This is a genomic window from Bacillus halotolerans (genome assembly GCF_004006435.1).
Classification (GTDB): Bacteria; Bacillota; Bacilli; order Bacillales; family Bacillaceae; genus Bacillus; species Bacillus halotolerans.
Map to the genome: position 1 here is coordinate 3,145,394 of NZ_CP029364.1, position 23,260 is coordinate 3,168,653.

A 23,260-nucleotide genomic window follows, 5' to 3' on the forward strand; every position below is an offset into this window, starting at 1 on the left:
GCTTGAGCCATTGCGGTCCAAGCTGTTTTCTTTTCAATAAAGTAATTTTACCTCGGAGATGATGACATGCTGACAGAACAGCCCAACTGGCTCCTGCAACGGGCACAGCTAACACCTGAGAGAATCGCTCTCATTTATGGAGATCAAACCGTGACATTTGCTGCATTATTTGCCGCATCCAAACGAATGGCGTCCCAGCTTTCCGCTCATTCTTTTCGAAAAGGGGACACCGCGGCTCTTCTGCTCGGAAACCGGGCGGAGATGGTATATGCCGTACACGCGTGCTTTTTGCTCGGCGTAAAAGCGGTGCTGCTCAATACAAAGCTGTCTAAACATGAAAGGCTGTTCCAGCTGGAGGATTCCGGCGCCCGCTTTTTACTGACGGATGAAAGTTTTGACATGCAGGATTATGAGCATATGGTTGAAACCGTTAATGTGGATGAACTGGTAAAAGAAGATGCACAGGATATTGAAATTGAGCCATACATGCAAATGGACGCAACGGCGACTCTCATGTATACCTCCGGGACAACCGGCAAGCCCAAGGGAGTTCAGCAAACGTTTGGAAATCATTATTTCAGTGCGGTGTCTTCTGCTCTTAATTTGGGTATAACAGAACAAGACCGCTGGCTTATCACGCTGCCGCTCTTTCATATCAGCGGACTGTCCGCATTATTTAAATCTGTGATTTACGGAATGACGGTCGTGCTTCACCAGCGTTTTTCCGTAAGTGATGTATTGGATTCTATCGACAGGCATCAAGTTACGATTATTTCTGCGGTGCAGACAATGCTGGCAAGTCTTTTAGCAGAAATAAGCTACTGCCCGTCATCCCTCAGATGCATCCTGCTCGGCGGAGGTCCTGCGCCGCTTCCTTTGCTGGAAGAATGCCGAGAGAAAGGCTTCCCCGTCTTTCAATCATACGGAATGACGGAGACGTGCTCACAAATCGTTACTCTCTCGCCGGAATTCAGTATGGAAAAGCTCGGATCAGCAGGAAAACCGCTGTTTTCATGCGAAATCAAAATTGAGCGGGACGGAAAAGCGTGTGAGCCGTTTGAACACGGTGAAATTATGGTGAAAGGCCCGAATGTCATGAAAAGCTATTTCAACCGGGAAAGCGCAAATAAAGCATCCTTTCAAAATGGCTGGCTGAAAACAGGCGATCTCGGTTATTTGGACAGTGAAGGGTTTTTATATGTATTAGACAGGCGATCAGATCTTATCATTTCAGGCGGAGAAAATATTTATCCCGCTGAAGTGGAGTCTGTGCTGCTTTCTCATCCGGCTGTTGCAGAAGCCGGCGTTTCAGGCGCGGAGGACACAAAATGGGGAAAAGTGCCTCATGCTTATCTTGTGCTCCATCAGCCTGTCAGCGCTGAAGAACTGACCGTTTTTTGCAAAGAACGTTTGGCGAAATATAAAGTTCCGGCAAAATTCTTTGTATTAGACCGCCTGCCGCGCAATGCGTCGAATAAGCTATTGCGAAATCAGCTGAAGGATGCGCGTAAAGGAGAACTGTTATGATCGAAATAGAAAAAATTACGCTTTATCATTTGAGCATGAATCTAAAAAAACCGTTCAAAAACAGTATTGAGACGCTTCAGGAGCGCAAATTTTTGATTGTAGAAGCCATCGATATATCCGGAGTTACAGGATGGGGAGAAGTGTCTGCATTCTCCTCACCATGGTACACCGAGGAAACGATTGGCACTTGTCTGCATATGCTGAAGGATTTTTTTATTCCTAATGTCGTCGGACGTGAATTCAGCCACCCTTCTGAAGTGCCGGACAGCTTGGCGCGCTATAAAGGTAACAGGATGGCAAAAGCGGGGCTTGAATCGGCTGTTTGGGATATTTATGCAAAAAAGATGGGGATTTCTCTTGCGGATGCATTAGGAGGGACAAGAGACAAAGTCCCTGCCGGAGTCGTTGTCAGCTTAGCGCCTCTTGAGGATATGCTGAAAGAAATTGAAGCTTATCAAAAAGAAGGCTATCAAAGAATAAAAATTAAAATTCAGCCAGGACAAGATGTGGAACTGGTAAAAGCCATCCGCAGCCGATTCCCTGGCATCCCGCTTATGGCTGATGCGAATTCCTCTTATGAACTCAAGGATATCAGCCGCTTAAAGGAGCTTGATGAATATCATTTAATGATGATTGAACAGCCGCTCCAAGCTGATGATATTGTTGATCACCGCCACTTGCAAAAGCATATGAAAACGGCGATTTGCCTTGACGAAAGCATTTGCTCAGCTGATGACGCGAGACGGGCGATTGAGCTGGGAAGCTGCAAAGTAATTAATATCAAGCCTTCTCGTGTCGGCGGATTGACGGAAGCTCTGAAAATCCATGATCTGTGCAAGGAGCACAATATGCCGGTTTGGTGCGGAGGAATGCTGGAGACTGGCATTTCAAGAGCGCAAAACGTGGCGCTGGCTTCCTTGCCCCAATTTACGATACCTGGCGATATTTCGTCATCTTCAAGGTATTGGGATGAGGATATTGTGACCCCTGATATCCGTATCGATAACGGATTTATTTCTGTGTCGAAACAGCCTGGTTTAGGGGTTGAAGTAAATCAGGAAATAATGCGAAAATATGTGACCAAAATGGATGTTTTCACACAGCATGGATGAGAAAAAGGCATTTTATCAATTTGAGAGAATGTGAGTGTGCTGTTAGAGTAAAAGCGTTGAATACATCCCTTCTCGTTTGACCGGCTGCTGAACCAGCCGGTTTTTTTATGTGGAAATATCTTGACAGAAATGGACAAACGCGATATTTTTGCACTAAGGAAACTTTTTGTCCTATATAAACAAAACATGCTTTTGTCTAATTAAATGTCACATGTCTAAGAAAACACAACATAAGATAAAACAACAGGACATCGATGACAAAGAGGAGGAACAAATGAAAAAAAGAGGACTGATAGCGGCATTGATCCTTGCATGCCTTGCTTTAACGGGCTGTGGATCAGAGTCTTCCGGTAAAAGCTCTGATCAGCGGCTGCAAGTGACGGCAACGACTTCCCAAATTGCAGACGCGGCTGAAAAAGTCGGCGGAAAGCATGTGAAGGTCACTTCTTTAATGGGACCGGGAGTAGACCCGCACCTTTACAAAGCGTCACAAGGTGATGCGAGAAAATTGACATCAGCAGACGTTGTACTGTACAGCGGCTTGCATCTCGAAGGGAAGATGGAAGACATTCTCCGTAAAATCGGTGAACAAAAACAAGCGGCGGCGGTTGCCGAAGCGATTCCGAAAAGCAAGCTTATTTCTGCGGAAAAAGGGAAGATGTATGACCCTCACGTCTGGTTCAGCATCCCATTATGGATTTACGCAATTGATGAAATCGAAGAGCAATTCAGCAAAGCGATGCCTGAGCATGCGGATGATTTTAAGAAAAACGCAAAAGAGTACAAAGATAATTTGCAATATTTAGATAAATGGGCTCGTCAGGAGGTTGCGAACATTCCGGAGAAAAGCCGTGTGCTTGTAACCGCTCATGATGCGTTTGCGTATTTTGGGAAAGAGTATGGATTTAAAGTGGAAGGCCTGCAGGGGCTCAGCACAGATTCAGATTATGGCTTAAAGGATGTACAGGACCTGGTTGAGCTTTTGGCAGAAAAACAAATTAAGGCTGTTTTTGTAGAAAGCAGCGTGTCTGAAAAATCAATTAATGCCGTGGTGGAAGGGGCTAAAGAAAAAGGCCATTCGGTGTCAATCGGCGGTCAGCTCTATTCGGATGCAATGGGTGAAAAGGGGACAAAAGAAGGCACATACGAAGGCATGTTCCGCCATAATATCAACACGATTACCGAAGCGCTTAAATAAGGAATAGAGGTGAAAGAAATGTTTCCTGTTGAGCTGGAAAATGTAACAGTCGCTTATGATAAAAAGCCCGTTCTGCAAGAGATTTCGCTGCAGGTGCCGGAGGGGAAATTAATCGGTATTATCGGCCCGAACGGCGCTGGAAAGTCCACTTTGATCAAAACGATTCTCGGTCTTGTGCCCCGTGCCTCAGGAGACATCTCCATTTACGGCGAAACTTATAAACAACAGCGGACAAGAATCGGATATGTGCCGCAGCGAGGTTCGGTTGATTGGGATTTTCCTACCAGCGCTCTCGATGTCGTGCTGATGGGAAGGTATGGCCGAATCGGCTTGCTGAAAAGACCGAAAAAGGCAGACGCGGAAATGGCTGAAGCGGCTTTGGAAAAAGTCGGCATGCTCGATTATGCGAACAGGCAGATCAGCCAGCTGTCAGGGGGCCAGCAGCAGCGGGTATTCCTTGCCCGGGCACTCTGCCAGGACGCCGACATTTACTTTATGGATGAACCGTTTGCCGGCGTGGATGCAGCGACGGAGCGGGCAATCATGACTCTTTTGGCGGAGCTTAAGGATAAGGGCAAAACCGTACTTGTCGTCCACCATGACCTGCAAACCGCCGAAGACTATTTCGATTGGATATTGCTGCTTCATTTAAGGAAAATCGCCTTCGGCCCGGCGGAGGAAGTGTTTACGATTGAAAACCTTCAAAAAACGTATGGAGGAAGGCTGACATTTCTAAAAGATAAAGTGCTGGCAGAAGGTAACAAGGGGTGAGCGCATTGATAGAAAGTTTGTGGCTGCAGCTCCAGCATCCGAATACACAGTGGGTGTTGGCCGGGACGCTTTTGCTCGGCGCAGCAAGCGGCGTGTTGGGGAGCTTTGTGCTGCTTAGAAAACAAAGTTTAATCGGAGATGCGATGGCCCATTCTGCCCTGCCGGGTGTGTGTCTCGCTTTTCTGTTCACCGGAGAAAAATCGCTCCCTTTCTTTTTGCTCGGCGCAGCGCTTGCAGGGCTTCTCGGAACGTGGATGATTCAGCTGATACCGCGGCTGTCAAAAACAAAAGAGGACTCGGCAATTGGGATCGTTCTCTCTGTTTTCTTTGGCGTCGGTATTATACTGCTGACATATATTCAGCAGCTGGGGTCGGGAAGCCAAAGCGGACTTGATTCCTTTCTGTTCGGCCAGGCTGCTTCATTAGTCAGACAGGATATCATTCTTATTGCGGGAGTATCCGCCGTTTTATTGCTGCTTTGTACTGTCTTTTTTAAGGAATTTAAAATCATCACCTTTGATATCGCATTTGCAAAGGGATTGGGATTGCCGGTACGTTTTTTAAACGGATTTATGGCCTGTCTTATTGTCTGCGCTGTTGTGATAGGGCTTCAAACTGTAGGTGTCATCTTAATGGCAGCTATGCTCATTACACCCGCGATTGCCGCAAGATATTGGACCGAGCGTTTAACGGGCATGATCGTGATTGCCGGGATGACAGGCGGGATCAGCGGCGTGTCCGGAACATTGCTGAGTACAACAATGGAGGGCATGGCGACGGGGCCTTTGATGATTTTATCGGCAACGATCATTTTTCTTTTTTCGATGATTTGTGCACCTAAGCGGGGACTGGCTGCTAAAGGGATAAGATTAATAAGGCTGCGCAGAAAAACAAACCGGGAGCAGGTGCTTCTGACGATTTTTGAGCAGTATGAACATAAGGAAATATATGTAACGGAGGAAAGTATACGAAAGAAAAGGCGGCTTTCACCTTCATCATGTCATAAAGTTTTGAATGATTTGGAAAAAGAGAGGTGCGTTGTGCGGATTGAAAACGGAGTTTGGAAAGTGACACAGGCTGGGATAGAAAAAGGTTATCTTACGGCTTTAAAATATCGGATGTATGAAATGTACCTCATGCATGAAATGGATATAGAAAAAGCAGGTGCGGATCAGGATGATTTTGTGCCGGACCGATTGCCGGAGGCTACAAGAGATAGGCTTCTTTCACTTTTGAAGCTGCATGGCAGGATGCCTGAGCTCCGCCAGCCATACCCTGAAATCGAGAAGGGGAAGATTGCCAATGAGCTTTGAAGCGTGGATTATAGTGACGGGCATACTAGTCGGTGTCAGCTGTGCGTTGATCGGAACATTTCTTGTATTAAGGAGAATGGCAATGCTGGCTGATGCCATCAGTCATACTGTTTTGCTTGGAATTGTGGGTGCTTTTCTTGTGACAAAAAGCCTTGACGGGATTCCTATGTTCATCGGTGCAGCCGTGTCGGGACTGTTAACGGCATTTTTGGTACAGCTTCTTCACAGCAAAGGGGTTCAATCAGATGCCGCCATAGGCGTTGTTTTTACCTCCTTATTTGCAGTGGGCGTCATTTTGTTATCAGTATATGGAGCGAATGTCCATCTCGATATTGAACATTCATTAATGGGAGAAATCGCTTTTGTGCCATGGAATACGATCACGGTATTCGGAGTGGACATCGGGCCAAAAGCGTTTTGGATGCTGGTTGTTGTGCTGCTTTTCAATATAACGATGGTCAGTGTGTGTTATAAGGAGTTCAAAATTTCTTCGTTTGATCCGCAAATGGCTTTGGCCCTCGGAATACCGGTCATGCTGATTCATTACCTCCAGATGGGTATGCTGTCGCTTACGACCGTTGCCTCCTTTGATTCGGTCGGCGCCATATTGGTTGTGGCGATGCTGATTGTTCCGCCTGCTGCCGCCCATCTATTAACGGACCGGCTGCTTTATATGCTGATTATCAGCGCGGTGATCGGAGGGCTGTCAGCTCTATTGGGCTATATCTGCGCAACATGGCTCAATGTTTCCATCTCCGGAGCGATGGCGGCAATGACAGGAGTTTTTTATGCAGGTGCCTTTTTATTTTCGCCGTCAAACGGAGTGATGACGAAAAAGATAAGAATGCTCAAAACAGAAAAAGAAAGAGCTGTCTGATGCCAGCTCTTTCTTTTGATTTTTACAAATCTTGCGGTTTAAACGTTTTGCAGTCTGTTTCCCGGCTGTTTTCGGCAGTCTCGCCAGTATGGCTGACAACATAAATGGCATCGGCTGTGCATCTGTTGCCTTTGTCCCAATAAGAACAGTTGTTGACCTCGCATAGGATTTTCTGGTCCATGCCATCCCCTCCTTATAAAGGTTCAAGCTTAGTATAGCCGGAGGGCTTGGGCCCTATTCTTCCTGCTGGCGGATATACCGTTTATCCTTCATAAACAGCTTCCAGAAGAAGTAGAAGCCTGGGAACAGGATAATGAATGCAACGATATATGTCATAAACAGCGCTCTGAACGTGGCGGGCTCGGTGAAACCGGACATGATCGTCACGTCCGGATAAATCATATAAGGGAGGTGGGCGCGGCCGTACGCGTAGCTTGCCAGGAAATACTGTATCGCAATCGCGACAAGCGCCAGTCTGGGTTTCCCAATCTTTTTGCCGAAGCTTTTGTTAGGCAGAAAAAGAGCTATGCCTGCGATGATGAATGTAATAAACGACGCAATAATCCAGGAAAAATCATTCATCATTCCAGTATAAAGCCAGTTTGCTTCATTCCGCATCGTCAGCATAATGCATACGGCAAATAGGAGCGAAATCGGGCCGGTGATTAAGGCGCTTTTTCTGTACGCCGTGTAGGCGTCCTGTTCCTCAGCCACATTCGAAACATCCGCCAGCAGCAGGGAGGATAAAAATAAAGTGCTTAAAATCGCAAACCCTATAAATGAATAGGCGTTTGGGCTTGTCAAAATGGTAGACATATTCAAGTTGTATACGCCGTCTGTGTTTTCGATAAATCCACCGTGTGTCACCGGGAGAACCAAAATCAGAACAGCAGGAATAATAAAACCGGAGATGCCGGAAATATATCTGAGCAATTTCCTTTCCTTCGCTGTGTTTGAAAAAACGAGAAATCCGCTTCGGATTGCTAAAAGCAATAAAATAATGCTGCCGGGAATTAATAAAACAGTTCCGAGCACAAACGTCGCACCTGGAAAAAAGCTGAAAAGCGCAACGACGATGGCCACGATAAAGACGTTAGTGACCTCCCAAGTCGGCGACAGAAAGCGGTTTGCGATATCAGTCGCCTTCATATGCTCCTTATTTAAATAGATCATAGACCAAAATCCCGCTCCGAAATCCATTGTGGCCATGACGGCGTAAATAAACACAAAACCCCAAATAATTGAGATGGCGATCAGAGCGTCAGTTGAAATGTCCATTTGTCGATCTTCCTTCCATTTAGTTTCCTGCTTGCTTGCGAAGCTATTAAGACTCCGCCGTATTTAAATCCTCATCCACAGGGTGCTTTTTGAAATAGTAAAGCAGCACATAAACGACAGCTGCGCCCAACACGGCGTAAACAAATGTGAAAAACAGAAAGAGCACACCGATCGAGCCTGTCGTCGTGACGACATCTGATGTTTTCAGCAGATGATAGATGACCCACGGCTGTCTCCCCGTACAAGCAAAAATCCAGCCGAATTCAATTCCGATAATGCTGAGAGGACCGGCCGTCATGAAAATCAACAGCAGCCAGGTTGGAAAACGATCTTTCTTTAATACTTTTCTCCAGACGACACCGATAATGGAATAAAGAATGAGCAGCATTCCGACACCGACCATCGCATTAAATAACGTGTGGATAAAAAGCGGCGGCCATTCGTCTCTCGGAAACGCATTTAATCCTTTTACAACAGTGTCAAAACTGTTGGCTGCCAAAAAGCTTAATGCCCACGGAATCTCGATTGCCCATTTCACTTTTTCCTCTTCCGGATCGGTAAATCCGCCGATTGCAAGCGGGGCATGGGATCTTGTTTCAAACAGGCCCTCTGCTCCGGCGAGTTTTTCCGGCTGATATTCATGCAGCATCTGTGCTGATTCGTGGCCGTTTAAGGCTGTTATCAATGAAAAGATACCGCCGATCGTCAGCGCGAGCAGCAGGGCCTTCCGGTGAAAGCGATAGACGTTTTCTTTTTTTCTCGACCGGATCATTTTGTATGCGGCAACAGAAGCAACGATAAAGGCTCCTGTCATGAACGCAGACAGAACGACATGGCCGGCGGTTACAAAAAAGCTTGGGTTAAAAAACGCGGCCCACGGATCAACATCAGTTATTTTTCCGTTTATAATTTTAAATCCGGCCGGGGTTCCTTCAAAGGCATGGACATTCGTGATCAGAATGGCAGACGCCGCGGCCCCGATCAGCACAAAGACAACAGCGATAATCCTCATGATCGGCGATAAGCGGTCTGCGGCATATACATAAATCGACATAAATAGGGCTTCGATAAAAAAAGCGTAGATTTCAATTTGGAATGGCAGGGACATGACCCGGCCGATGACTTCCATAAAACCCGGCCATAAAAGCGCGAGCTGAGTACCGGCAATGGTTCCGGTTGGAATGGCGACCCCCAGTAAAACAGCCTGTGCTTTTGTCCATCTCTTCGCCATGATGGCATAATGGTCATCCTTCGTTTTTTGATAGATCAATTCAGCTATTAAAATCATGAGCGGCAGACCGACTCCCAAGGTTGCGAAAATGATATGAAAGCCCATTGTCGTACCAAAAAGACTCCTAGCCAATACTAAATCATCCACAATAATAAACCACCTTTCTCAAAACGATCTGTATGTAATATGGGTTTATTATTTGCTTCCTCGGTTAGATTATTCTTCCTGTTCTTAAAAGCATGAGGTTTATGAAGCGAAAGATCGGGAAACCTGTAAGGAGATTGACAAAATGTTTGTTAGGATATAAAATAAAACGTAATTATTACGATTTAATAAGGAGAGATATACATGAAGGAAGGAATTCATCCGAAGAATCACAAAGTAATATTTCAGGATGTAAACAGCGGATACCGCTTTTTGAGCAGGTCTACCAAAACATCGGAAGAAACAGCGGAGTGGGAAGATGGAAACACATATCCGGTTATTAAAGTAGAGGTAAGCTCAGATACTCATCCGTTTTATACAGGCCGCCAGAAATTCAATGAAAAAGGCGGAAGAGTCGAGCAGTTCAACAAAAGATATAACATGGGAAAATGAGGCAGCCGCGGGGCTTGCCTTTTTTTCTGGCCTCAACATCTTGCCGATAGGATGACGAAAGGCAGAGGCTGTGATATATTGAAGAAAAAAGACCGGAAAGGAATACCGCTATGAGTCTTCTAAATGATATTCTTGACTTTAATAAAACTTTTATTGAACAAAAAGATTATGAAAAGTATCAGACATCAAAATTCCCAGATAAAAAAATGGCGATTCTTTCTTGCATGGACACTCGTTTGGTTGAATTGCTGCCGCATGCGATGAATATGCGAAACGGTGACATCAAAATTATAAAGAGTGCCGGTGCGCTTGTTACACACCCGTTCGGAAGCATTATGAGAAGTTTACTGGTTGCAGTGTACGAGCTGAACGCAGATGAAGTCTGTGTAATCGGACACCACGATTGCGGTATGAGCAAAATCAGCAGTGAAAGCATGCTTAATAGAATAAAGGAAAGAGGAATTCCGGAAGAACGCATCGAAACATTGAAGTACTCCGGAGTTGACTTTGACCAATGGTTTAAAAGCTTCGATTCAGTGGAAGCGAGCGTAAAAGACAGCGTGGACGTCATTAAACATCATCCGCTGTTCCCGGAAACTGTGCCTGTCCATGGTTTAGTCATTGATCCTGAGACAGGAAAACTGGATGTTGTCGTAAACGGCTATAACGCTTAATCTTTGCGCTTTTTTTCAGGGACGGGGTCGACTCCGCCCGGATGAAATGGATGGCATTTCAAAATCCGTATGAGAGTCAGCCATCCGCCTTTAAGGGCGCCGTGCGTTTTAATGGCTTCGATTCCATATTGTGAACAAGTCGGATAAAAGCGGCATGTTGGCGGCGTCAGCGGCGAGATGAATTTTTGGTACCCTCTGATCAGAGCAATAAATATGGTTTTCATGTGTCTTCAGCAACCTTTCTGATGCAAGTATAAAAAAAATAACGCGGTTTGAAAAGTTATTCGATAATTCTTATCGGAAAGGTATGTTATAATAAAAATACATTTTTAAAAAAGGGAGAGTGCCATTATGCCTTCAGTAGAAAGTTTTGAACTTGACCATAATGCGGTTGTTGCCCCATACGTAAGACATTGCGGTGTGCATAAAGTAGGAACAGACGGTGTTGTAAATAAATTTGATATTCGTTTTTGCCAGCCGAATAAACAGGCGATGAAGCCTGATACGATCCATACACTTGAGCATTTGCTCGCATTTACGATTCGCACTCATGCTGAGAAATATGATCATTTTGATATTATTGATATTTCGCCAATGGGCTGCCAAACCGGCTACTATCTTGTTGTCAGCGGAGAGCCGACTCCTGCGGAAATCGTTGACTTGCTTGAAGACACAATGAAGGAAGCTGTAGAAATTACCGAAATTCCGGCTGCCAATGAAAAGCAGTGCGGCCAGGCGAAGCTTCATGACCTGGAAGGCGCAAAACGTTTGATGCGTTTCTGGCTGTCACAGGATAAAGAAGAATTGCTAAAAGTATTTGGCTAAATAGAAAAAAGACCTTTTTGCCCGAAAGCAAAAAGGTCTTTTTTGTGACGTTACAGATTTTGTATACCATTTGCTGTAAGCGTTTGCTACTATTGAGGTAAACGACGAAAAGGGTGATGGAATGAAAAAGATGGTCGCTGCAGTACTTTTTTCTGCTGTTTTTTTACTGAACGGGTGCGGATCTGAGGCGAATAAAGCACATACAGCAGCTGAGACGCCTGAGGTATTAGATGTAAAACTCACCGGACCGGAAAAAGTGAAGCCGGGAGAGAATGCTGCTTATGAAGCGGCGGTTTCTTACGGAGATGAAGCGGTGACAGATGCTGATGAAGTGGAGTTTGAGGTATGGAAAGACGGAGAAAAAAACGACAGCAAGATGTTTAAAGCCAAACAGGAAGATGGCGTATATCGATTTGAGACAGAGTTTAAGGAAGATGGCGTATACACTGTCCAATCTCATGTAACTGCAAAAAAACAGCACAGCATGCCGACCTTAAAAGTCCAAGTCGGAGATGCCGATGCTGCCACCAAGCAACCTGAAGAAGAGCAATCACACCATCATTGACCTTTTGGGTCTGAACCGGGAGCATTTCCTTCTTGAGGAGGATCAATCGTGTGTTTTACATTATAGGCTTTTACAGTCGTCCAAACACTTACGAGCAAAACAGCCAGCACAATCAAAATACTTATCGTGATGAGAAGCGTCATGATTCCACCTCCCGTTTTCAATAATTGTAACATAGTGGAAGACATTGTGACAGACGGGTAAAATAAAGGTTTTAGCGTACGATATGAAGGGTATACACCTAATATAAACAAGGAGGAAGATAATATGTCAGAACAATTGATTCAAGCCGTGAACAAACAAGTAGCCAACTGGACAGTCATGTATGTGAAACTACATAATTATCACTGGTATGTAAAAGGGAAAGATTTCTTTACACTGCATGAAAAATTTGAAGAGCTTTATAACGAGACAGCAACTTATATTGATGATTTGGCAGAGCGTCTTTTGGCTTTGAACGGAAAACCGATCGCGACAATGAAAGAATCTTTGGAAACAGCTTCTGTAAAAGAAGCGAACGGAAACGAGACAGCAGAACAAATGGTTCAGAGTGTGTATGATGATTTTACAGTCATCGCGGAAGAACTGAAAAGCGGCATGGACTTAGCTGATGAAGTCGGAGACGAAACAACAGGGGACATGCTTCTTGCCATTCACCAAAATATTGAAAAACATAACTGGATGCTGAAAGCTTACCTTGGATAATAGAAAAGAAAGACCGGATATCTTTGAAGATGTCCGGTTTTTATTTTGCCTCGCAAAAATAGGCGACAACTAGTCCATTTTTCTGAAAAATCCAATCCGTTCGGCGTGCTTTCCATAGAATATGGTAAGGCCGTTTCTGTGAAAGGATGTTGGGATAAATGGATAGAGACTTTGGCATCTTTTCGTTTTTTGCAGTCAGCGTTTCAGCAGCGGGGTTTTTCTTCGGAGGTTTTCAGTACTCACTCCTCATTCTGCTGTCTCTTATGGCAATTGAATTTATCAGTACGACCTTGAAGGAAACGATTATTCACAAACTGGCGTTCAAGAAGGTTTTTGCCCGTTTCGTCAAAAAATTAGTTACGTTGGCTCTGATCTCTGTCTGCCACTTTTTTGACCAGCTGCTGAATACACAGGGATCAATACGTGACTTGGCCATTATGTTTTATATTCTTTATGAATCTGTGCAAATTGTCGTGACAGCCAGCTCTCTCGGTATACCTGTTCCGGAAATGCTTGTGGATCTATTAGAAACGTTAAAAAATAAATTCAGGCGCAAACCGTAACTTTTATCTGTTCGCGGGTCATAATAAAGCCCAGAGCGTCAGTCATTTACATTTTGACAAGAGCTGCGGCCAAAAGCTGTACGAGCTGGTCTATCGTTTCAGATCCGGATGGCGTGCTGGGTTTCCCTTATTTTTTGATAAAAAGCTTCCGAAGAAACGTAACTGTGGTATGATGTATGGAAGATAGCTAGGAACGGATTTGAGGGATAAACATGTACGAGTTTAAAGATTATTATCAGAATACTGTTCAGCTCTCCTTTGACAATCAGCCCTTTTCGGACAGCCCGAAGCATGTCTGGGTCATCTGCCGTTTTGGTGACAAATGGCTTTTGACAGAACATGAGGACAGAGGCTTTGAGTTTCCGGGCGGGAAAGTGGAACCGATGGAGTGCGCGGAAGAGGCGGCGCTTCGAGAAGTAAAGGAAGAAACAGGGGCGAGGGTGAAAAGCCTCAAGTATCTTGGACAGTATAAAGTTCTCGGAAAAGAAAAGGTTATTGTGAAAAATATATATTTTGCAGATATAGAGAAGCTTGAAAAGCAAAGTGATTACTTTGAAACGAAAGGGCCGGTTCTGTTTCGTGAACTTCCGGAAAACCTGCCCCGCAATAAAAAATTCAGCTTTATTATGAAGGATTCTGTGCTTCCCATCAGTTTGAAAAAACTGAAAGAAGCGGGATGGATCAACTAAAAACCCGGCTATCCGCCGGGTTTTTATGTTCTGCCCTTCGTCCATTTCTTTTCTAACAGTTCTACGCCCTGATACATCAGGGTGGCAAATACAGCAATAATCAACAGGCTTAAGAAGACGAGTGTAAAATTGAAGACTTGGAATCCGTAAATAATCATGTATCCTAATCCGACCTTTGAAACAAGAAACTCGCCTACGATGACACCGACCCACGATAAACCAACGTTTACCTTCAGGGTTGAAATAATAGCGGGCGAAGATGCGGGAAGAATCGCTTCTTTAAAAATAACCCACTTGTTTGCGCCGAATGTTTTCATTACTTTAATATAGTTTTCATCCACCTCTTGAAAGGCGGTATAAACGACGATGGTTGTGATGATGACACTGATGACCGCTCCCATCGCGATGATGCTGACAAAGCCGGGACCGAGCGCAACAATCAGAATAGGTCCGAGCGCCACTTTCGGCATCGCATTTAAAATGACCAGATATGGATCTAATATCCTGGCAAGCCGATTGGACCACCATAACAACGCGGCAAGACACGTGCCAAGGAAAGTCCCCAGCAAAAAGCCAAGCACGGTCTCAAATAAAGTAACCCCGATATGCGACAGCAATGAGCCGTCAGCAACCTTTTCAATCAGTAAACGCCATACGGCTGACGGCGAGCTGAAGATCAGAGGATCAATCCAGCTCTGTCTGCTTGCGATTTCCCATCCGGAGAAAAAGAGGATAAATATCGCAAGCTGAAAAGAATGCACATTCCATTTCTCTTTTTTCTGTTTAAATTGAAATTGCTCATGAAGCAGATCAATTGTTTCTTTGCTGTTTCTCAAGAGAATTCAGCTCCTTCCATATCGTTTGAAACAGCGTCTGGAAGGATGGCTCCTGACGGGCGTCAAAAGGCATCATCGCAGCCAATTCTCTAGGGATTGTAAAAATTTGATGAATGGTGCCCGGCTGATTAGAAAATAAAAAGATGGTATCACTCATCGCAATCGCTTCCCCTATATCATGAGTGACAAGCACCGCTGTTTTTTGATACTCCTTTAATGTGCGGAAAACGAGGTTTTCCAAAGACAGCTTCGTTTGAAAATCAAGCGCGGAAAATGGCTCATCCAGTAAAAGCAGACTTGGGTTTGGGGCAAGAGTTCTTGCAAGCGCAGCCCGCTGCCTCATCCCGCCTGACAGCTCCTTAGGATATTTCTTTTCAACATCAACGAGACCCAGATCCGGCAAAAGACCAAGTGCTGCGGCCTTGTTTTCTTCAGTAAGCGTGTCGGCAATTTTTAAACCGAGGAGCACATTTTCCTCAATGGATTTCCAGGGAAATAAGTAATCCTGCTGAAGCATGTAGCCAATGTTATGTTCTTTTTGATTCGGCTCGCGGCCTTCAATCAGAACTCTGCCTTCCGAAGGTTCAATCAAGCCTGCAATTATGGAAAGCAGTGTTGTTTTTCCGCAGCCGCTCGGACCGAGAAATGAGATGAAATCGCCTTTTTCGGCATCAAAATGAATGTCCTGTACGGCGGTTGTTTTTTCTTTAATAGAAAAATAAGTATGGGTTACATGGTCGACATGTAAAAAAGACATAGATGGCGCCTCCTATTTTTCCGAGGTGACTTTTTCGGCGATGTGTTTGTTCACAAGCTGACTGTATGGTATATGCTTTGGCAGTTCACCCGACTGATCCATAATCGTTTGGAGCAGTTCCCATTCTTTTTCGTTGAGGAGCGGGTCCGGAGAATACGAATTTTGTTTTTTGTAGCGTTCAATGGACGTTTCGATGACATCTGGATCGGTATCGTCAAATTCATTTTTAATCGCTTCTGTGATGTCCTTCGCTGAGTGGTTTTCCACCCACTGCTGCGCTTTATAAATAGCTCTCGTGAATTTGACGGCTGTATTCTCGTTTTTCTTTAAATAGCTTTGTTTTGCCATAAAAGTTGTATAAGGAACCTGGCCTGATTCTTCTCCGAACGAAGCAACGATGTGGCCGATGCCTTCTTTCTCAAAGAGTGAAGCAGTCGGTTCAAAAAGCTGGACATACTCACCGGTTCCAGAAGCAAAGGCATTGGATATATTGGCGAAGTCTATGTTTTGGATGAGTTCAATATCCTTATGCGGATCAATGTGATGTTGGTTCAGCACATACTCGCCGACCATTTGCGGCATACCGCCTTTTCTCTGGCCGAGAAAAGTCTTTCCTTTCAGCTGATCCCAGCTGAAATTTTCGGCATCTTCTCTTGCGACAAGGAACGTTCCGTCTGTCTGAGTCAGCTGTGCGAAGTTAATGACAGGGTCTTTAGCCCCTTGCGATTCGACATAAATGGATGTTTCTGATCCGACAAGAGCAATGTCCGAGCCGTTTGAAAGAAGCAAAGTCATCGTTTTATCACCGCCCCAGGTCGTATTGACGTCGACATCAAGGCCTTCATCCTTGAAAAATCCTTTAGATTCTGCAACATATAAAGGTGCATAAAAAATGGAATGGGTCACTTCGGCTACTTTTACTTTCGTGAGTGTAGCTTCCTGCTTGCAAGCGCTCAGGGCAATGGTGAGAAACACACTGCAAACGCAGAAACAGCCCAGCCTTAACCATTTGTTCACATGACAACCTCCTTATTTAGCATCAAGTTAATATCCTTTTTTGCTTTACATATCGTATGATGGGTATAAAAATGTGTGAATGCCTAATCCGGGTTACAGGATTTATTTTTAAAGGCAGGAAAGAATAAAGAAAAAAGGAGGCGGGAGCATTGATTGTTGAGAAAAGAAGATTTCCGTCGCCGAGCCGGCATGTGCGTTTGTTTACCATCTGCTACCTTTCAAATGGCTTAAAAGTGAAAGGGCTGCTGGCGGAGCCGGCGGCACCTGGGCAATATGACGGATTTTTATATTTGCGCGGCGGTATTAAAAGTGTTGGAATGGTCAGACCGGGCCGAATTATCCAGTTTGCGTCCCAAGGATTTGTTGTATTTGCCCCCTTTTACAGAGGGAACCAGGGAGGGGAGGGCAACGAGGATTTTGCAGGAGAAGACAGAGAGGATGCTTTTTCCGCTTTTCGCCTGCTCCAGCAGCATCCGCAAGTGAAAAAGAACAGAATTCATATTTTCGGTTTCTCCAGAGGCGGCATAATGGGAATGCTTACTGCGATTGAAATGGGACGACATGCGGCTTCATTCGTTTCGTGGGGAGGCGTCAGTGATATGATTCTTACATATGAAGAGCGGCAGGATTTACGAAGAATGATGAAAAGAGTGATTGGGGGAACGCCGAAAAAGGTGCCTGACGAATACAAATGGCGAACGCCTTTTGACCAAGTGAACAAAATTGAGGCACCCGTTTTATTAATTCACGGAGAAAAAGATCAAAACGTTTCCATTCAGCATTCGTATTTATTTGAGGAGAAATTAAAACAGCTGCACAAGCCTGTAGAGACGTGGTACTACAGTACCTTCACACATTATTTTCCGCCGAAGGAAAACCGGCGTATTGTGCGGCAGCTCACGCAGTGGATGAAAAACCGCTGACGGTGAAATATGTTATGATATAGAAAAAAGAGAACGAAAGGGGATTTCAATTTGGGAATGCCTGTTGAATTTAATACATTGATTGTGACAAAAGGAAAAGAAGTTCGCATAGATGAAAATATATTCAGATTAGAGAAAGACGGGTATCGCATTTATCCAATGGAGATTCCGATGGATGTCAGCAAAACAAAGTTTGGTGAAAAGTCAGGCACAGCCGAAGTGCAGAAGCTTGAATGGACAGACGGGCGGACAATCATTACGTACAAGCTGACTTCTTTGCATACAGTCAATTAAAACAAGCCAAGAGCTTAATTGCTCTTGGCTTTTGCTTTTTTAAATGAGAGGCCCGCCTGCTTGCGCGATGGCATCTGTATTTGTGAACTTTTTGAAGTTTTCTTTGAATTCGTTTGCCAGATACACAGCCTTTTCTCTGTATTCCTCTTTGTTATTCCACGTGTTTTCCGGCTGTAGGATATGATCGGGAACACCCGGAACATGAACCGGGATGTGCAAGCCGAAAATATCGTCAGTGGTCATTTGCACATTTTCTAATTTGCCTTCAATCGCTGCTTTTACCATCGCCCGTGTGTATGAAAGCTTCATGCGTTCGCCTGTGCCGTAGCCGCCGCCGGTCCAGCCGGTATTGACCAAGTAAACGTCTGCGCCGTGTTCGTCGATCTTTTTGCCGAGCATTTCCGCATATACATGGGCCGGGAGCGGAAGGAACGGTGAACCGAAGCATGTGGAGAATGTCGTCTCAGGAGACGTGACGCCGCGTTCGGTTCCAGCTAGTTTACTCGTATAACCGCTTAAGAAGTGGTACATAGCCTGCTCCTTCGTCAGCTTGCTGATTGGCGGCAGAACGCCGAATGCATCAGCCGTCAGAAATACAATCGCTGACGGGTGGCCCGCAATGCTCGGAGAGACAATGTTGTCGATCATATGAATCGGGTAAGCGGCACGTGTGTTTTCTGTATAGAAGGAATCATCGTAATTGGCTTCACGCGTATCTTCATCTACAACAACATTTTCGAGAACGGATCCAAACCGAATCGCTTTAAAAATCTGCGGTTCCTTTTCTTCGCTTAAATGAATGCACTTGGCATAGCATCCGCCTTCGATATTGAAGACACCAGTATCCGACCAGCCGTGTTCATCATCACCGATCAGTTTCCGGTCAGCATCCGCCGAAAGGGTGGTCTTTCCTGTTCCCGACAGGCCGAAGAAAAGCGCGACATCGCCTTTTTCACCGACATTGGCGGAGCAATGCATGGATAAAATATCTCGCTCAGGCAGCAGGAAATTCATGATGGAGAAAATCGATTTTTTCATTTCTCCGGCATACTCCGTTCCGCCGATTAAAATCGTGCGCTTTTCGAAAGAAACAATAATAAAGGTTTCTGAATGTGTGCCGTCTGTTTTTGGGTCCGCTTTGAAATGCGGAGCGGAAAGAATGGTAAACGGCTGTTCGACTGTTTTTTTATCATTGTCTTCAGGACGGATAAACAGCTGTCTGGCAAATAAATTGTGCCATGCAAATTCATTAACGACCGTGATCGGCAGTCTGTATTTTTCATCAGCACCGGCAAATCCTTCGAAAACAAACAGCTCATCACGTTGTTTCAGATAGCTGACAACTTTCGTGTATAGCCGGTCAAATGCTTCCTCGGAAATAGGCTGATTCACCGGACCCCAATCAATCTTACTCTTTGTGCTTGCTTCTTCTACAATAAATTTATCCTTCGGCGAACGTCCCGTGTAAGCGCCTGTGGTCGCCCGGACGGCACCCGTGGATGTCAAAATGCCTTCGTTGCGGGAAAGTACTTTTTCTGTAAGCTGAGCTGCAGATAAATTATGCTGCACATTAGGACTTGTTAATAAGGCTTGCAAATCAGCGGTTAAATCAACTGAGTTCATAAGAAACCTTCCTTTATCATTTTATTTGTGTTTTGCTAATTGTGAATTAGTATAACATATATTTTCAAATAGTCTATACTATTTATCGTTTTTTGTGTGTGCATTTCCATTGTTTTCCGCAATAAAGGCGTCTATTTCTCCTGATTCATATTGACATTGCAAACCCTTTTACGATAAGATATTTCATTGAGCGGATACTCTTATCCCGAGCTGGCGGAGGGACAGGCCCTATGAAGCCCAGCAACCGGTTTCTCTATTATTCATTATGTTTAAATTGTGTGAGACAACCAAGGTGCTAACCTGATGCAAGGTTGAATGATTCCTTGAGCGATAAGAGTGAAAGGCACAAAGACCAAACCCTTTCCTCGAACGGAAAAGGTTTTTTTATTTCATAAATATGCCAATTAACATCTCTAATATAAACGTAACATTGTATAAGAGGGAGCGAGTTCCGTATCATATATATAAGGTCTTTCGGGAGGCCTTGTGCAGGAGGAAGCAAATCATGAGTAAAAATCGTCGTTTATTTACATCAGAATCTGTTACGGAGGGGCATCCGGATAAAATCTGTGATCAGATTTCTGACAGCATTTTAGATGAAATTTTAAAGAAAGACCCTAACGCGCGTGTTGCTTGTGAAACGTCTGTGACAACTGGTTTGGTTCTTGTCAGCGGAGAAATCACAACTTCTACGTATGTTGACATTCCAAAAACGGTTCGTGAAACGATTAAAGAAATCGGATACACACGTGCAAAATACGGATTTGATGCGGAAACTTGTGCGGTTTTAACATCAATTGACGAGCAGTCTGCTGATATTGCGATGGGTGTAGACCAAGCGCTTGAAGCCCGTGAAGGCACAATGAGCGACGAAGAAATTGAAGCAATCGGAGCGGGTGACCAAGGTTTAATGTTCGGTTATGCGTGCAACGAAACGAAAGAGCTTATGCCTCTTCCAATTTCACTTGCTCATAAATTAGCCCGCCGCTTGAGTGAAGTGCGTAAAGAAGATGTTCTTCCTTACCTTCGCCCTGACGGCAAAACACAGGTAACGGTTGAGTATGATGAAAATAACAAACCTGTCCGCATTGACGCGATTGTTATTTCAACCCAGCACCACCCTGAAATTACGCTTGAGCAAATTCAGCGCAACATTAAAGAACATGTCATCAATCCGGTTGTTCCTAAAGAATTAATTGATGAAGAAACAAAATACTTCATTAACCCTACAGGCCGTTTCGTCATTGGAGGACCTCAAGGGGATGCGGGGCTTACAGGACGTAAAATCATCGTTGATACGTACGGCGGCTACGCACGTCACGGCGGCGGCGCGTTCTCTGGTAAAGATGCGACGAAAGTAGACCGTTCAGCTGCTTATGCTGCAAGATACGTTGCGAAAAACATCGTTGCGGCTGAGCTTGCAGATTCTTGCGAAGTGCAGCTTGCTTACGCGATCGGTGTTGCACAGCCTGTGTCTATCTCAATCAACACATTCGGTTCCGGAAAAGCTTCGGAGGAAAAACTGATTGAAGTTGTGCGCGATAACTTTGATTTACGACCTGCCGGCATTATCAAAATGCTTGATTTACGCCGGCCGATCTACAAACAGACTGCCGCGTACGGCCACTTTGGACGCCACGATGTTGACCTTCCGTGGGAGCGTACAGACAAAGCGGAACAGCTGCGTAAAGAAGCGTTAGGAGAATAATTTTATAGCCGCTTACTGGTTAAGCGGCTTTCCCTTTTTTATCGATGTATCCATGTTTATTTTTTTACATAACTGTGAAACCAAACACTGTTCACAGCGTCTATAAATAGGGGTTCAATGATGACAATTTTAAATATGGAGGCAATACTATGTGTGGATTTGTCGGGGTTTTTAACAAGCATCCGTTAACTCAAACCGCTGATCAAGAAGAACTAATCAAACAAATGAACCAAATGATCGTTCACCGCGGTCCTGACAGTGACGGATATTACCATGATGAGCACGTTGGATTCGGATTCAGACGGCTCAGCATTATTGATGTGGAGAATGGCGGACAGCCTTTATCATATGAAGATGAAAAATATTGGATTATTTTTAACGGGGAAATCTATAACTATATCGAACTGAGAGAAGAGCTTGAAGCAAAGGGATATACTTTCAACACAGATTCTGACACAGAGGTTCTTCTTGCGACTTACCGTCACTATAAAGAAGAAGCGGCTTCCAAGCTGCGCGGCATGTTTGCCTTTCTGATTTGGAATAAAAACGATCATGTTCTTTATGGAGCAAGAGATCCATTCGGCATTAAGCCGTTGTATTACACAACGATCAATGATCAGGTTTATTTTGCCTCAGAGAGAAAAAGTTTAATGGCAGCCCAAAATGATATTGAAATAGATAAAGAAGCATTACAGCAGTATATGTCTTTCCAATTCGTTCCTGAGCCAAGTACGCTTGATATTGATGTGAAAAAAGTAGAGCCGGGTTCTCAGTTTACAATCCGTCCTGACGGTGATATCACATTCAAAACGTATTTCAAGGCGCGCTTCCAGCCTGTTCAGACGGAAGAAGATAAACTTGTCAAAGAAGTCAGAGACGCTATCTATGACTCTGTAAACGTTCATATGAGAAGTGATGTGCCTGTCGGTTCATTCCTATCAGGCGGAATCGATTCTTCGTTTATTGTATCCGTTGCGAAAGAATTTCATCCAAACCTGAAAACATTTTCTGTCGGATTTGAACAGCAGGGCTTCAGTGAAGTTGATGTAGCGAAAGAAACTGCCGCTGCACTGGGCATTGAAAATATAAGCAAAGTCATTTCACCTGAAGAATACATGAACGAGCTTCCTAAAATCGTATGGCACTTTGATGATCCGCTTGCAGACCCGGCTGCGATTCCGTTGTATTTCGTGGCGAAAGAAGCAAAAAAACACGTAACGGTTGCGTTATCTGGCGAAGGTGCGGACGAGCTGTTCGGCGGATACAACATCTACCGTGAACCGCTTTCTCTTAAACCGTTTGAACGCATTCCGTCCGGCTTGAAAAAGATGCTTCTGCACGTAGCGGCCGTTATGCCTGAGGGAATGAGAGGAAAGAGCCTGCTTGAGCGCGGCTGCACTCCGCTTCCGGAGCGTTATATCGGCAACGCGAAGATCTTTGAAGAATCCGTGAAGAAACAGCTGCTGAAGCACTATGATCCGAGCCTTTCGTATCGTGATGTGACGAAGCCTTACTTTACAGAAAGCAGCTCATACAGCGATATTAACAAAATGCAGTATGTCGATATCCACACTTGGATGCGAGGCGACATTTTGCTAAAAGCGGATAAAATGACGATGGCGAATTCTTTGGAATTGCGTGTGCCATTCCTTGATAAAGTCGTATTTGACGTTGCGTCTAAAATTCCTGATGAATTGAAAACAAAGAACGGTACGACAAAGTATCTCCTTCGCAAAGCTGCTGAAGGCATTGTGCCGGATCATGTATTGAACCGCAAAAAGCTCGGTTTCCCTGTACCGATCCGTCATTGGCTGAAAAACGAAATGAACGAATGGGTGCGCAGCATTATTCAGGAAAGCCAAACGGACGCTTATATCCATAAGGATTACGTTCTTCAGCTTCTTGAAGACCATTGTGCCGACAAGGCTGATAACAGCCGTAAAATTTGGACAGTGCTCATCTTTATGATCTGGCACAGCATCAATATCGAAAAACGGTATATGCCTGAAGAGCTGAGCCATCAGCCTAAAGAAGTCATCTTTGTCTAACAGATAAGGCTTTCGATTCGTCGAAAGCCTTGTTATTATACCAGTATTTCTCCATCATCATTGATTACCCTGCACATTCGTGTGAAATATTCAGAAAAATGATGTAATGATATTTTTTTCTAGGGGAGA

26 protein-coding genes and 1 riboswitch are annotated in these 23,260 nt (G+C 44.6%); of the genes, 17 read left to right on the top strand and 9 right to left on the bottom strand.

Annotated elements, in window-relative coordinates:
• Positions 1-66 precede the first annotated feature (66 nt).
• The 6 genes from DIC78_RS16175 (at position 67) to DIC78_RS16200 (ending at position 6,798) form a co-directional block, all read left to right on the top strand.
• Positions 67-1,527, top strand: a complete 1,461-nt coding sequence (locus DIC78_RS16175; protein ID WP_127696608.1) for an o-succinylbenzoate--CoA ligase — start codon at positions 67-69, stop codon at positions 1,525-1,527.
• Positions 1,524-2,639, top strand: coding sequence for an o-succinylbenzoate synthase (menC, locus tag DIC78_RS16180; RefSeq protein WP_106020314.1), 1,116 nt, complete (start codon positions 1,524-1,526; stop codon positions 2,637-2,639). Before DIC78_RS16175 ends, menC begins: the two co-directional genes overlap by 4 nt.
• Before the next feature lie 274 nt (positions 2,640-2,913).
• Positions 2,914-3,837, top strand: a complete 924-nt coding sequence (locus DIC78_RS16185) for a metal ABC transporter solute-binding protein, Zn/Mn family (RefSeq protein WP_106020313.1) — start codon at positions 2,914-2,916, stop codon at positions 3,835-3,837.
• Positions 3,838-3,855: 18 nt separating this feature from the next.
• The gene (locus tag DIC78_RS16190) at positions 3,856-4,608 is read left to right on the top strand and encodes a metal ABC transporter ATP-binding protein (RefSeq protein WP_101863546.1); all 753 of its coding nucleotides are present in this window, start codon (positions 3,856-3,858) and stop codon (positions 4,606-4,608) included.
• A 5-nt stretch (positions 4,609-4,613) separates the two neighbouring features.
• Complete coding sequence (locus DIC78_RS16195) at positions 4,614-5,921, top strand: metal ABC transporter permease (RefSeq protein ID WP_127696609.1); 1,308 nt, start codon at positions 4,614-4,616, stop codon at positions 5,919-5,921.
• Entirely contained in the window at positions 5,911-6,798 is an 888-nt protein-coding gene (locus tag DIC78_RS16200) for a metal ABC transporter permease (protein ID WP_095714580.1), read from the top strand. The genes DIC78_RS16195 and DIC78_RS16200 overlap by 11 nt, the downstream gene beginning before the upstream one ends.
• A 22-nt stretch (positions 6,799-6,820) precedes the next feature.
• Here DIC78_RS16200 and DIC78_RS16205 read toward each other — a convergent pair whose 3' ends face one another.
• The 3 genes from DIC78_RS16205 to DIC78_RS16215 are packed head-to-tail and all read right to left on the bottom strand — an operon-like array spanning position 6,821 to position 9,454.
• Positions 6,821-6,979 carry a DUF1540 domain-containing protein gene (locus DIC78_RS16205; protein ID WP_010331596.1) on the bottom strand — a complete coding sequence of 53 codons (159 nt, stop codon included), beginning with the start codon at positions 6,977-6,979 and terminating at the stop codon, positions 6,821-6,823.
• A 53-nt stretch (positions 6,980-7,032) separates the two neighbouring features.
• Positions 7,033-8,076 (bottom strand): cytochrome d ubiquinol oxidase subunit II, encoded by a 1,044-nt coding sequence (locus tag DIC78_RS16210; protein ID WP_127696610.1) that lies wholly within the window; start codon positions 8,074-8,076, stop codon positions 7,033-7,035.
• 46 nt (positions 8,077-8,122) lie between these two features.
• The gene (locus DIC78_RS16215; RefSeq protein ID WP_106020311.1) at positions 8,123-9,454 is read right to left on the bottom strand and encodes a cytochrome ubiquinol oxidase subunit I; all 1,332 of its coding nucleotides are present in this window, start codon (positions 9,452-9,454) and stop codon (positions 8,123-8,125) included.
• A 201-nt stretch (positions 9,455-9,655) separates the two neighbouring features.
• On the opposite strand from DIC78_RS16215, the gene DIC78_RS16220 reads away from it, so the two are divergent.
• On the top strand, positions 9,656-9,904 hold the full coding sequence (locus tag DIC78_RS16220) for a type B 50S ribosomal protein L31 (RefSeq protein ID WP_010331593.1): 249 nt from the start codon (positions 9,656-9,658) through the stop codon (positions 9,902-9,904).
• A 110-nt stretch (positions 9,905-10,014) separates the two neighbouring features.
• Entirely contained in the window at positions 10,015-10,578 is a 564-nt protein-coding gene (locus tag DIC78_RS16225; protein WP_024122594.1) for a beta-class carbonic anhydrase, read from the top strand.
• Here DIC78_RS16225 and yidD read toward each other — a convergent pair.
• The gene (yidD, locus tag DIC78_RS16230) at positions 10,575-10,802 is read right to left on the bottom strand and encodes a membrane protein insertion efficiency factor YidD (protein ID WP_010331591.1); all 228 of its coding nucleotides are present in this window, start codon (positions 10,800-10,802) and stop codon (positions 10,575-10,577) included. The genes DIC78_RS16225 and yidD overlap by 4 nt on opposite strands.
• Before the next feature lie 127 nt (positions 10,803-10,929).
• Between yidD and DIC78_RS16235 the strand changes: the two genes are divergently transcribed.
• Both DIC78_RS16235 and DIC78_RS16240 read left to right on the top strand, forming a co-directional pair.
• Positions 10,930-11,403 carry an S-ribosylhomocysteine lyase gene (locus tag DIC78_RS16235; protein WP_010331590.1) on the top strand — a complete coding sequence of 158 codons (474 nt, stop codon included), beginning with the start codon at positions 10,930-10,932 and terminating at the stop codon, positions 11,401-11,403.
• A gap of 121 nt (positions 11,404-11,524) precedes the next feature.
• Positions 11,525-11,968, top strand: coding sequence for a FixH family protein (locus DIC78_RS16240; RefSeq protein WP_095714579.1), 444 nt, complete (start codon positions 11,525-11,527; stop codon positions 11,966-11,968).
• Here the strand turns inward: DIC78_RS16240 and ytzI are convergent.
• Positions 11,962-12,111: a YtzI protein gene (ytzI, locus tag DIC78_RS16245; RefSeq protein WP_044153683.1), complete on the bottom strand. Its 150-nt coding sequence runs from the start codon at positions 12,109-12,111 to the stop codon at positions 11,962-11,964. The genes DIC78_RS16240 and ytzI overlap by 7 nt on opposite strands.
• Before the next feature lie 124 nt (positions 12,112-12,235).
• On the opposite strand from ytzI, the gene DIC78_RS16250 reads away from it, so the two are divergent.
• From DIC78_RS16250 to ytkD, 3 genes are all read left to right on the top strand, one after another.
• Positions 12,236-12,673 (top strand): Dps family protein, encoded by a 438-nt coding sequence (locus DIC78_RS16250; protein WP_010331587.1) that lies wholly within the window; start codon positions 12,236-12,238, stop codon positions 12,671-12,673.
• A gap of 158 nt (positions 12,674-12,831) precedes the next feature.
• Complete coding sequence (locus tag DIC78_RS16255) at positions 12,832-13,236, top strand: phage holin family protein (RefSeq protein WP_024122591.1); 405 nt, start codon at positions 12,832-12,834, stop codon at positions 13,234-13,236.
• Positions 13,237-13,448: 212 nt separating this feature from the next.
• The gene (ytkD, locus tag DIC78_RS16260) at positions 13,449-13,925 is read left to right on the top strand and encodes an RNA deprotection pyrophosphohydrolase (RefSeq protein WP_044153687.1); all 477 of its coding nucleotides are present in this window, start codon (positions 13,449-13,451) and stop codon (positions 13,923-13,925) included.
• A gap of 23 nt (positions 13,926-13,948) precedes the next feature.
• Here the strand turns inward: ytkD and DIC78_RS16265 are convergent, their stop codons facing one another.
• From DIC78_RS16265 to DIC78_RS16275, 3 genes are read right to left on the bottom strand one after another with little or no spacing between them, the layout of a single operon-like run.
• On the bottom strand, positions 13,949-14,761 hold the full coding sequence (locus DIC78_RS16265; protein ID WP_024122589.1) for an ABC transporter permease: 813 nt from the start codon (positions 14,759-14,761) through the stop codon (positions 13,949-13,951).
• The gene (locus tag DIC78_RS16270) at positions 14,736-15,518 is read right to left on the bottom strand and encodes an ABC transporter ATP-binding protein (protein WP_024122588.1); all 783 of its coding nucleotides are present in this window, start codon (positions 15,516-15,518) and stop codon (positions 14,736-14,738) included. The genes DIC78_RS16265 and DIC78_RS16270 overlap by 26 nt, the downstream gene beginning before the upstream one ends.
• Before the next feature lie 12 nt (positions 15,519-15,530).
• Complete coding sequence (locus tag DIC78_RS16275; protein ID WP_127696611.1) at positions 15,531-16,535, bottom strand: ABC transporter substrate-binding protein; 1,005 nt, start codon at positions 16,533-16,535, stop codon at positions 15,531-15,533.
• A 149-nt stretch (positions 16,536-16,684) separates the two neighbouring features.
• On the opposite strand from DIC78_RS16275, the gene DIC78_RS16280 reads away from it, so the two are divergent.
• The gene (locus DIC78_RS16280) at positions 16,685-17,458 is read left to right on the top strand and encodes an alpha/beta hydrolase family protein (protein WP_024122586.1); all 774 of its coding nucleotides are present in this window, start codon (positions 16,685-16,687) and stop codon (positions 17,456-17,458) included.
• 51 nt (positions 17,459-17,509) lie between these two features.
• Entirely contained in the window at positions 17,510-17,752 is a 243-nt protein-coding gene (locus tag DIC78_RS16285; RefSeq protein ID WP_024122585.1) for a DUF2584 domain-containing protein, read from the top strand.
• Positions 17,753-17,791: 39 nt separating this feature from the next.
• Here the strand turns inward: DIC78_RS16285 and pckA are convergent, their stop codons facing one another.
• A complete protein-coding gene (gene pckA / locus DIC78_RS16290; protein WP_127696612.1) occupies positions 17,792-19,375 on the bottom strand; it encodes a phosphoenolpyruvate carboxykinase (ATP) in 1,584 nt (527 codons plus the stop codon).
• A 197-nt stretch (positions 19,376-19,572) separates the two neighbouring features.
• Positions 19,573-19,712: riboswitch (SAM riboswitch) on the top strand.
• 168 nt (positions 19,713-19,880) lie between these two features.
• Between pckA and metK the strand changes: the two genes are divergently transcribed.
• Both metK and asnB read left to right on the top strand, forming a co-directional pair.
• On the top strand, positions 19,881-21,083 hold the full coding sequence (gene metK, locus DIC78_RS16295; RefSeq protein WP_127696613.1) for a methionine adenosyltransferase: 1,203 nt from the start codon (positions 19,881-19,883) through the stop codon (positions 21,081-21,083).
• A gap of 149 nt (positions 21,084-21,232) precedes the next feature.
• The gene (gene asnB, locus DIC78_RS16300) at positions 21,233-23,131 is read left to right on the top strand and encodes an asparagine synthase (glutamine-hydrolyzing) (RefSeq protein WP_024122583.1); all 1,899 of its coding nucleotides are present in this window, start codon (positions 21,233-21,235) and stop codon (positions 23,129-23,131) included.
• Positions 23,132-23,260: the final 129 nt, after the last annotated feature.

What these genes read in the sequence shown, in the direction of transcription:
- DIC78_RS16175 (WP_127696608.1), top strand. Translation starts at nt 67, where the DNA reads ATGCTGACAGAACAGCCCAACTGGCTCCTGCAACGGGCACAGCTAACA.
- menC (WP_106020314.1), top strand. Translation starts at nt 1,524, where the DNA reads ATGATCGAAATAGAAAAAATTACGCTTTATCATTTGAGCATGAATCTA.
- DIC78_RS16185 (WP_106020313.1), top strand. Translation starts at nt 2,914, where the DNA reads ATGAAAAAAAGAGGACTGATAGCGGCATTGATCCTTGCATGCCTTGCT.
- DIC78_RS16190 (WP_101863546.1), top strand. Translation starts at nt 3,856, where the DNA reads ATGTTTCCTGTTGAGCTGGAAAATGTAACAGTCGCTTATGATAAAAAG.
- DIC78_RS16200 (WP_095714580.1), top strand. Translation starts at nt 5,911, where the DNA reads ATGAGCTTTGAAGCGTGGATTATAGTGACGGGCATACTAGTCGGTGTC.
- DIC78_RS16205 (WP_010331596.1), bottom strand. Translation starts at nt 6,979, where the DNA reads ATGGACCAGAAAATCCTATGCGAGGTCAACAACTGTTCTTATTGGGAC.
- DIC78_RS16210 (WP_127696610.1), bottom strand. Translation starts at nt 8,076, where the DNA reads ATGGACATTTCAACTGACGCTCTGATCGCCATCTCAATTATTTGGGGT.
- DIC78_RS16220 (WP_010331593.1), top strand. Translation starts at nt 9,656, where the DNA reads ATGAAGGAAGGAATTCATCCGAAGAATCACAAAGTAATATTTCAGGAT.
- DIC78_RS16225 (WP_024122594.1), top strand. Translation starts at nt 10,015, where the DNA reads ATGAGTCTTCTAAATGATATTCTTGACTTTAATAAAACTTTTATTGAA.
- yidD (WP_010331591.1), bottom strand. Translation starts at nt 10,802, where the DNA reads ATGAAAACCATATTTATTGCTCTGATCAGAGGGTACCAAAAATTCATC.
- DIC78_RS16235 (WP_010331590.1), top strand. Translation starts at nt 10,930, where the DNA reads ATGCCTTCAGTAGAAAGTTTTGAACTTGACCATAATGCGGTTGTTGCC.
- DIC78_RS16240 (WP_095714579.1), top strand. Translation starts at nt 11,525, where the DNA reads ATGAAAAAGATGGTCGCTGCAGTACTTTTTTCTGCTGTTTTTTTACTG.
- ytzI (WP_044153683.1), bottom strand. Translation starts at nt 12,111, where the DNA reads ATGACGCTTCTCATCACGATAAGTATTTTGATTGTGCTGGCTGTTTTG.
- DIC78_RS16250 (WP_010331587.1), top strand. Translation starts at nt 12,236, where the DNA reads ATGTCAGAACAATTGATTCAAGCCGTGAACAAACAAGTAGCCAACTGG.
- DIC78_RS16255 (WP_024122591.1), top strand. Translation starts at nt 12,832, where the DNA reads ATGGATAGAGACTTTGGCATCTTTTCGTTTTTTGCAGTCAGCGTTTCA.
- ytkD (WP_044153687.1), top strand. Translation starts at nt 13,449, where the DNA reads ATGTACGAGTTTAAAGATTATTATCAGAATACTGTTCAGCTCTCCTTT.
- DIC78_RS16270 (WP_024122588.1), bottom strand. Translation starts at nt 15,518, where the DNA reads ATGTCTTTTTTACATGTCGACCATGTAACCCATACTTATTTTTCTATT.
- pckA (WP_127696612.1), bottom strand. Translation starts at nt 19,375, where the DNA reads ATGAACTCAGTTGATTTAACCGCTGATTTGCAAGCCTTATTAACAAGT.
- metK (WP_127696613.1), top strand. Translation starts at nt 19,881, where the DNA reads ATGAGTAAAAATCGTCGTTTATTTACATCAGAATCTGTTACGGAGGGG.
- asnB (WP_024122583.1), top strand. Translation starts at nt 21,233, where the DNA reads ATGTGTGGATTTGTCGGGGTTTTTAACAAGCATCCGTTAACTCAAACC.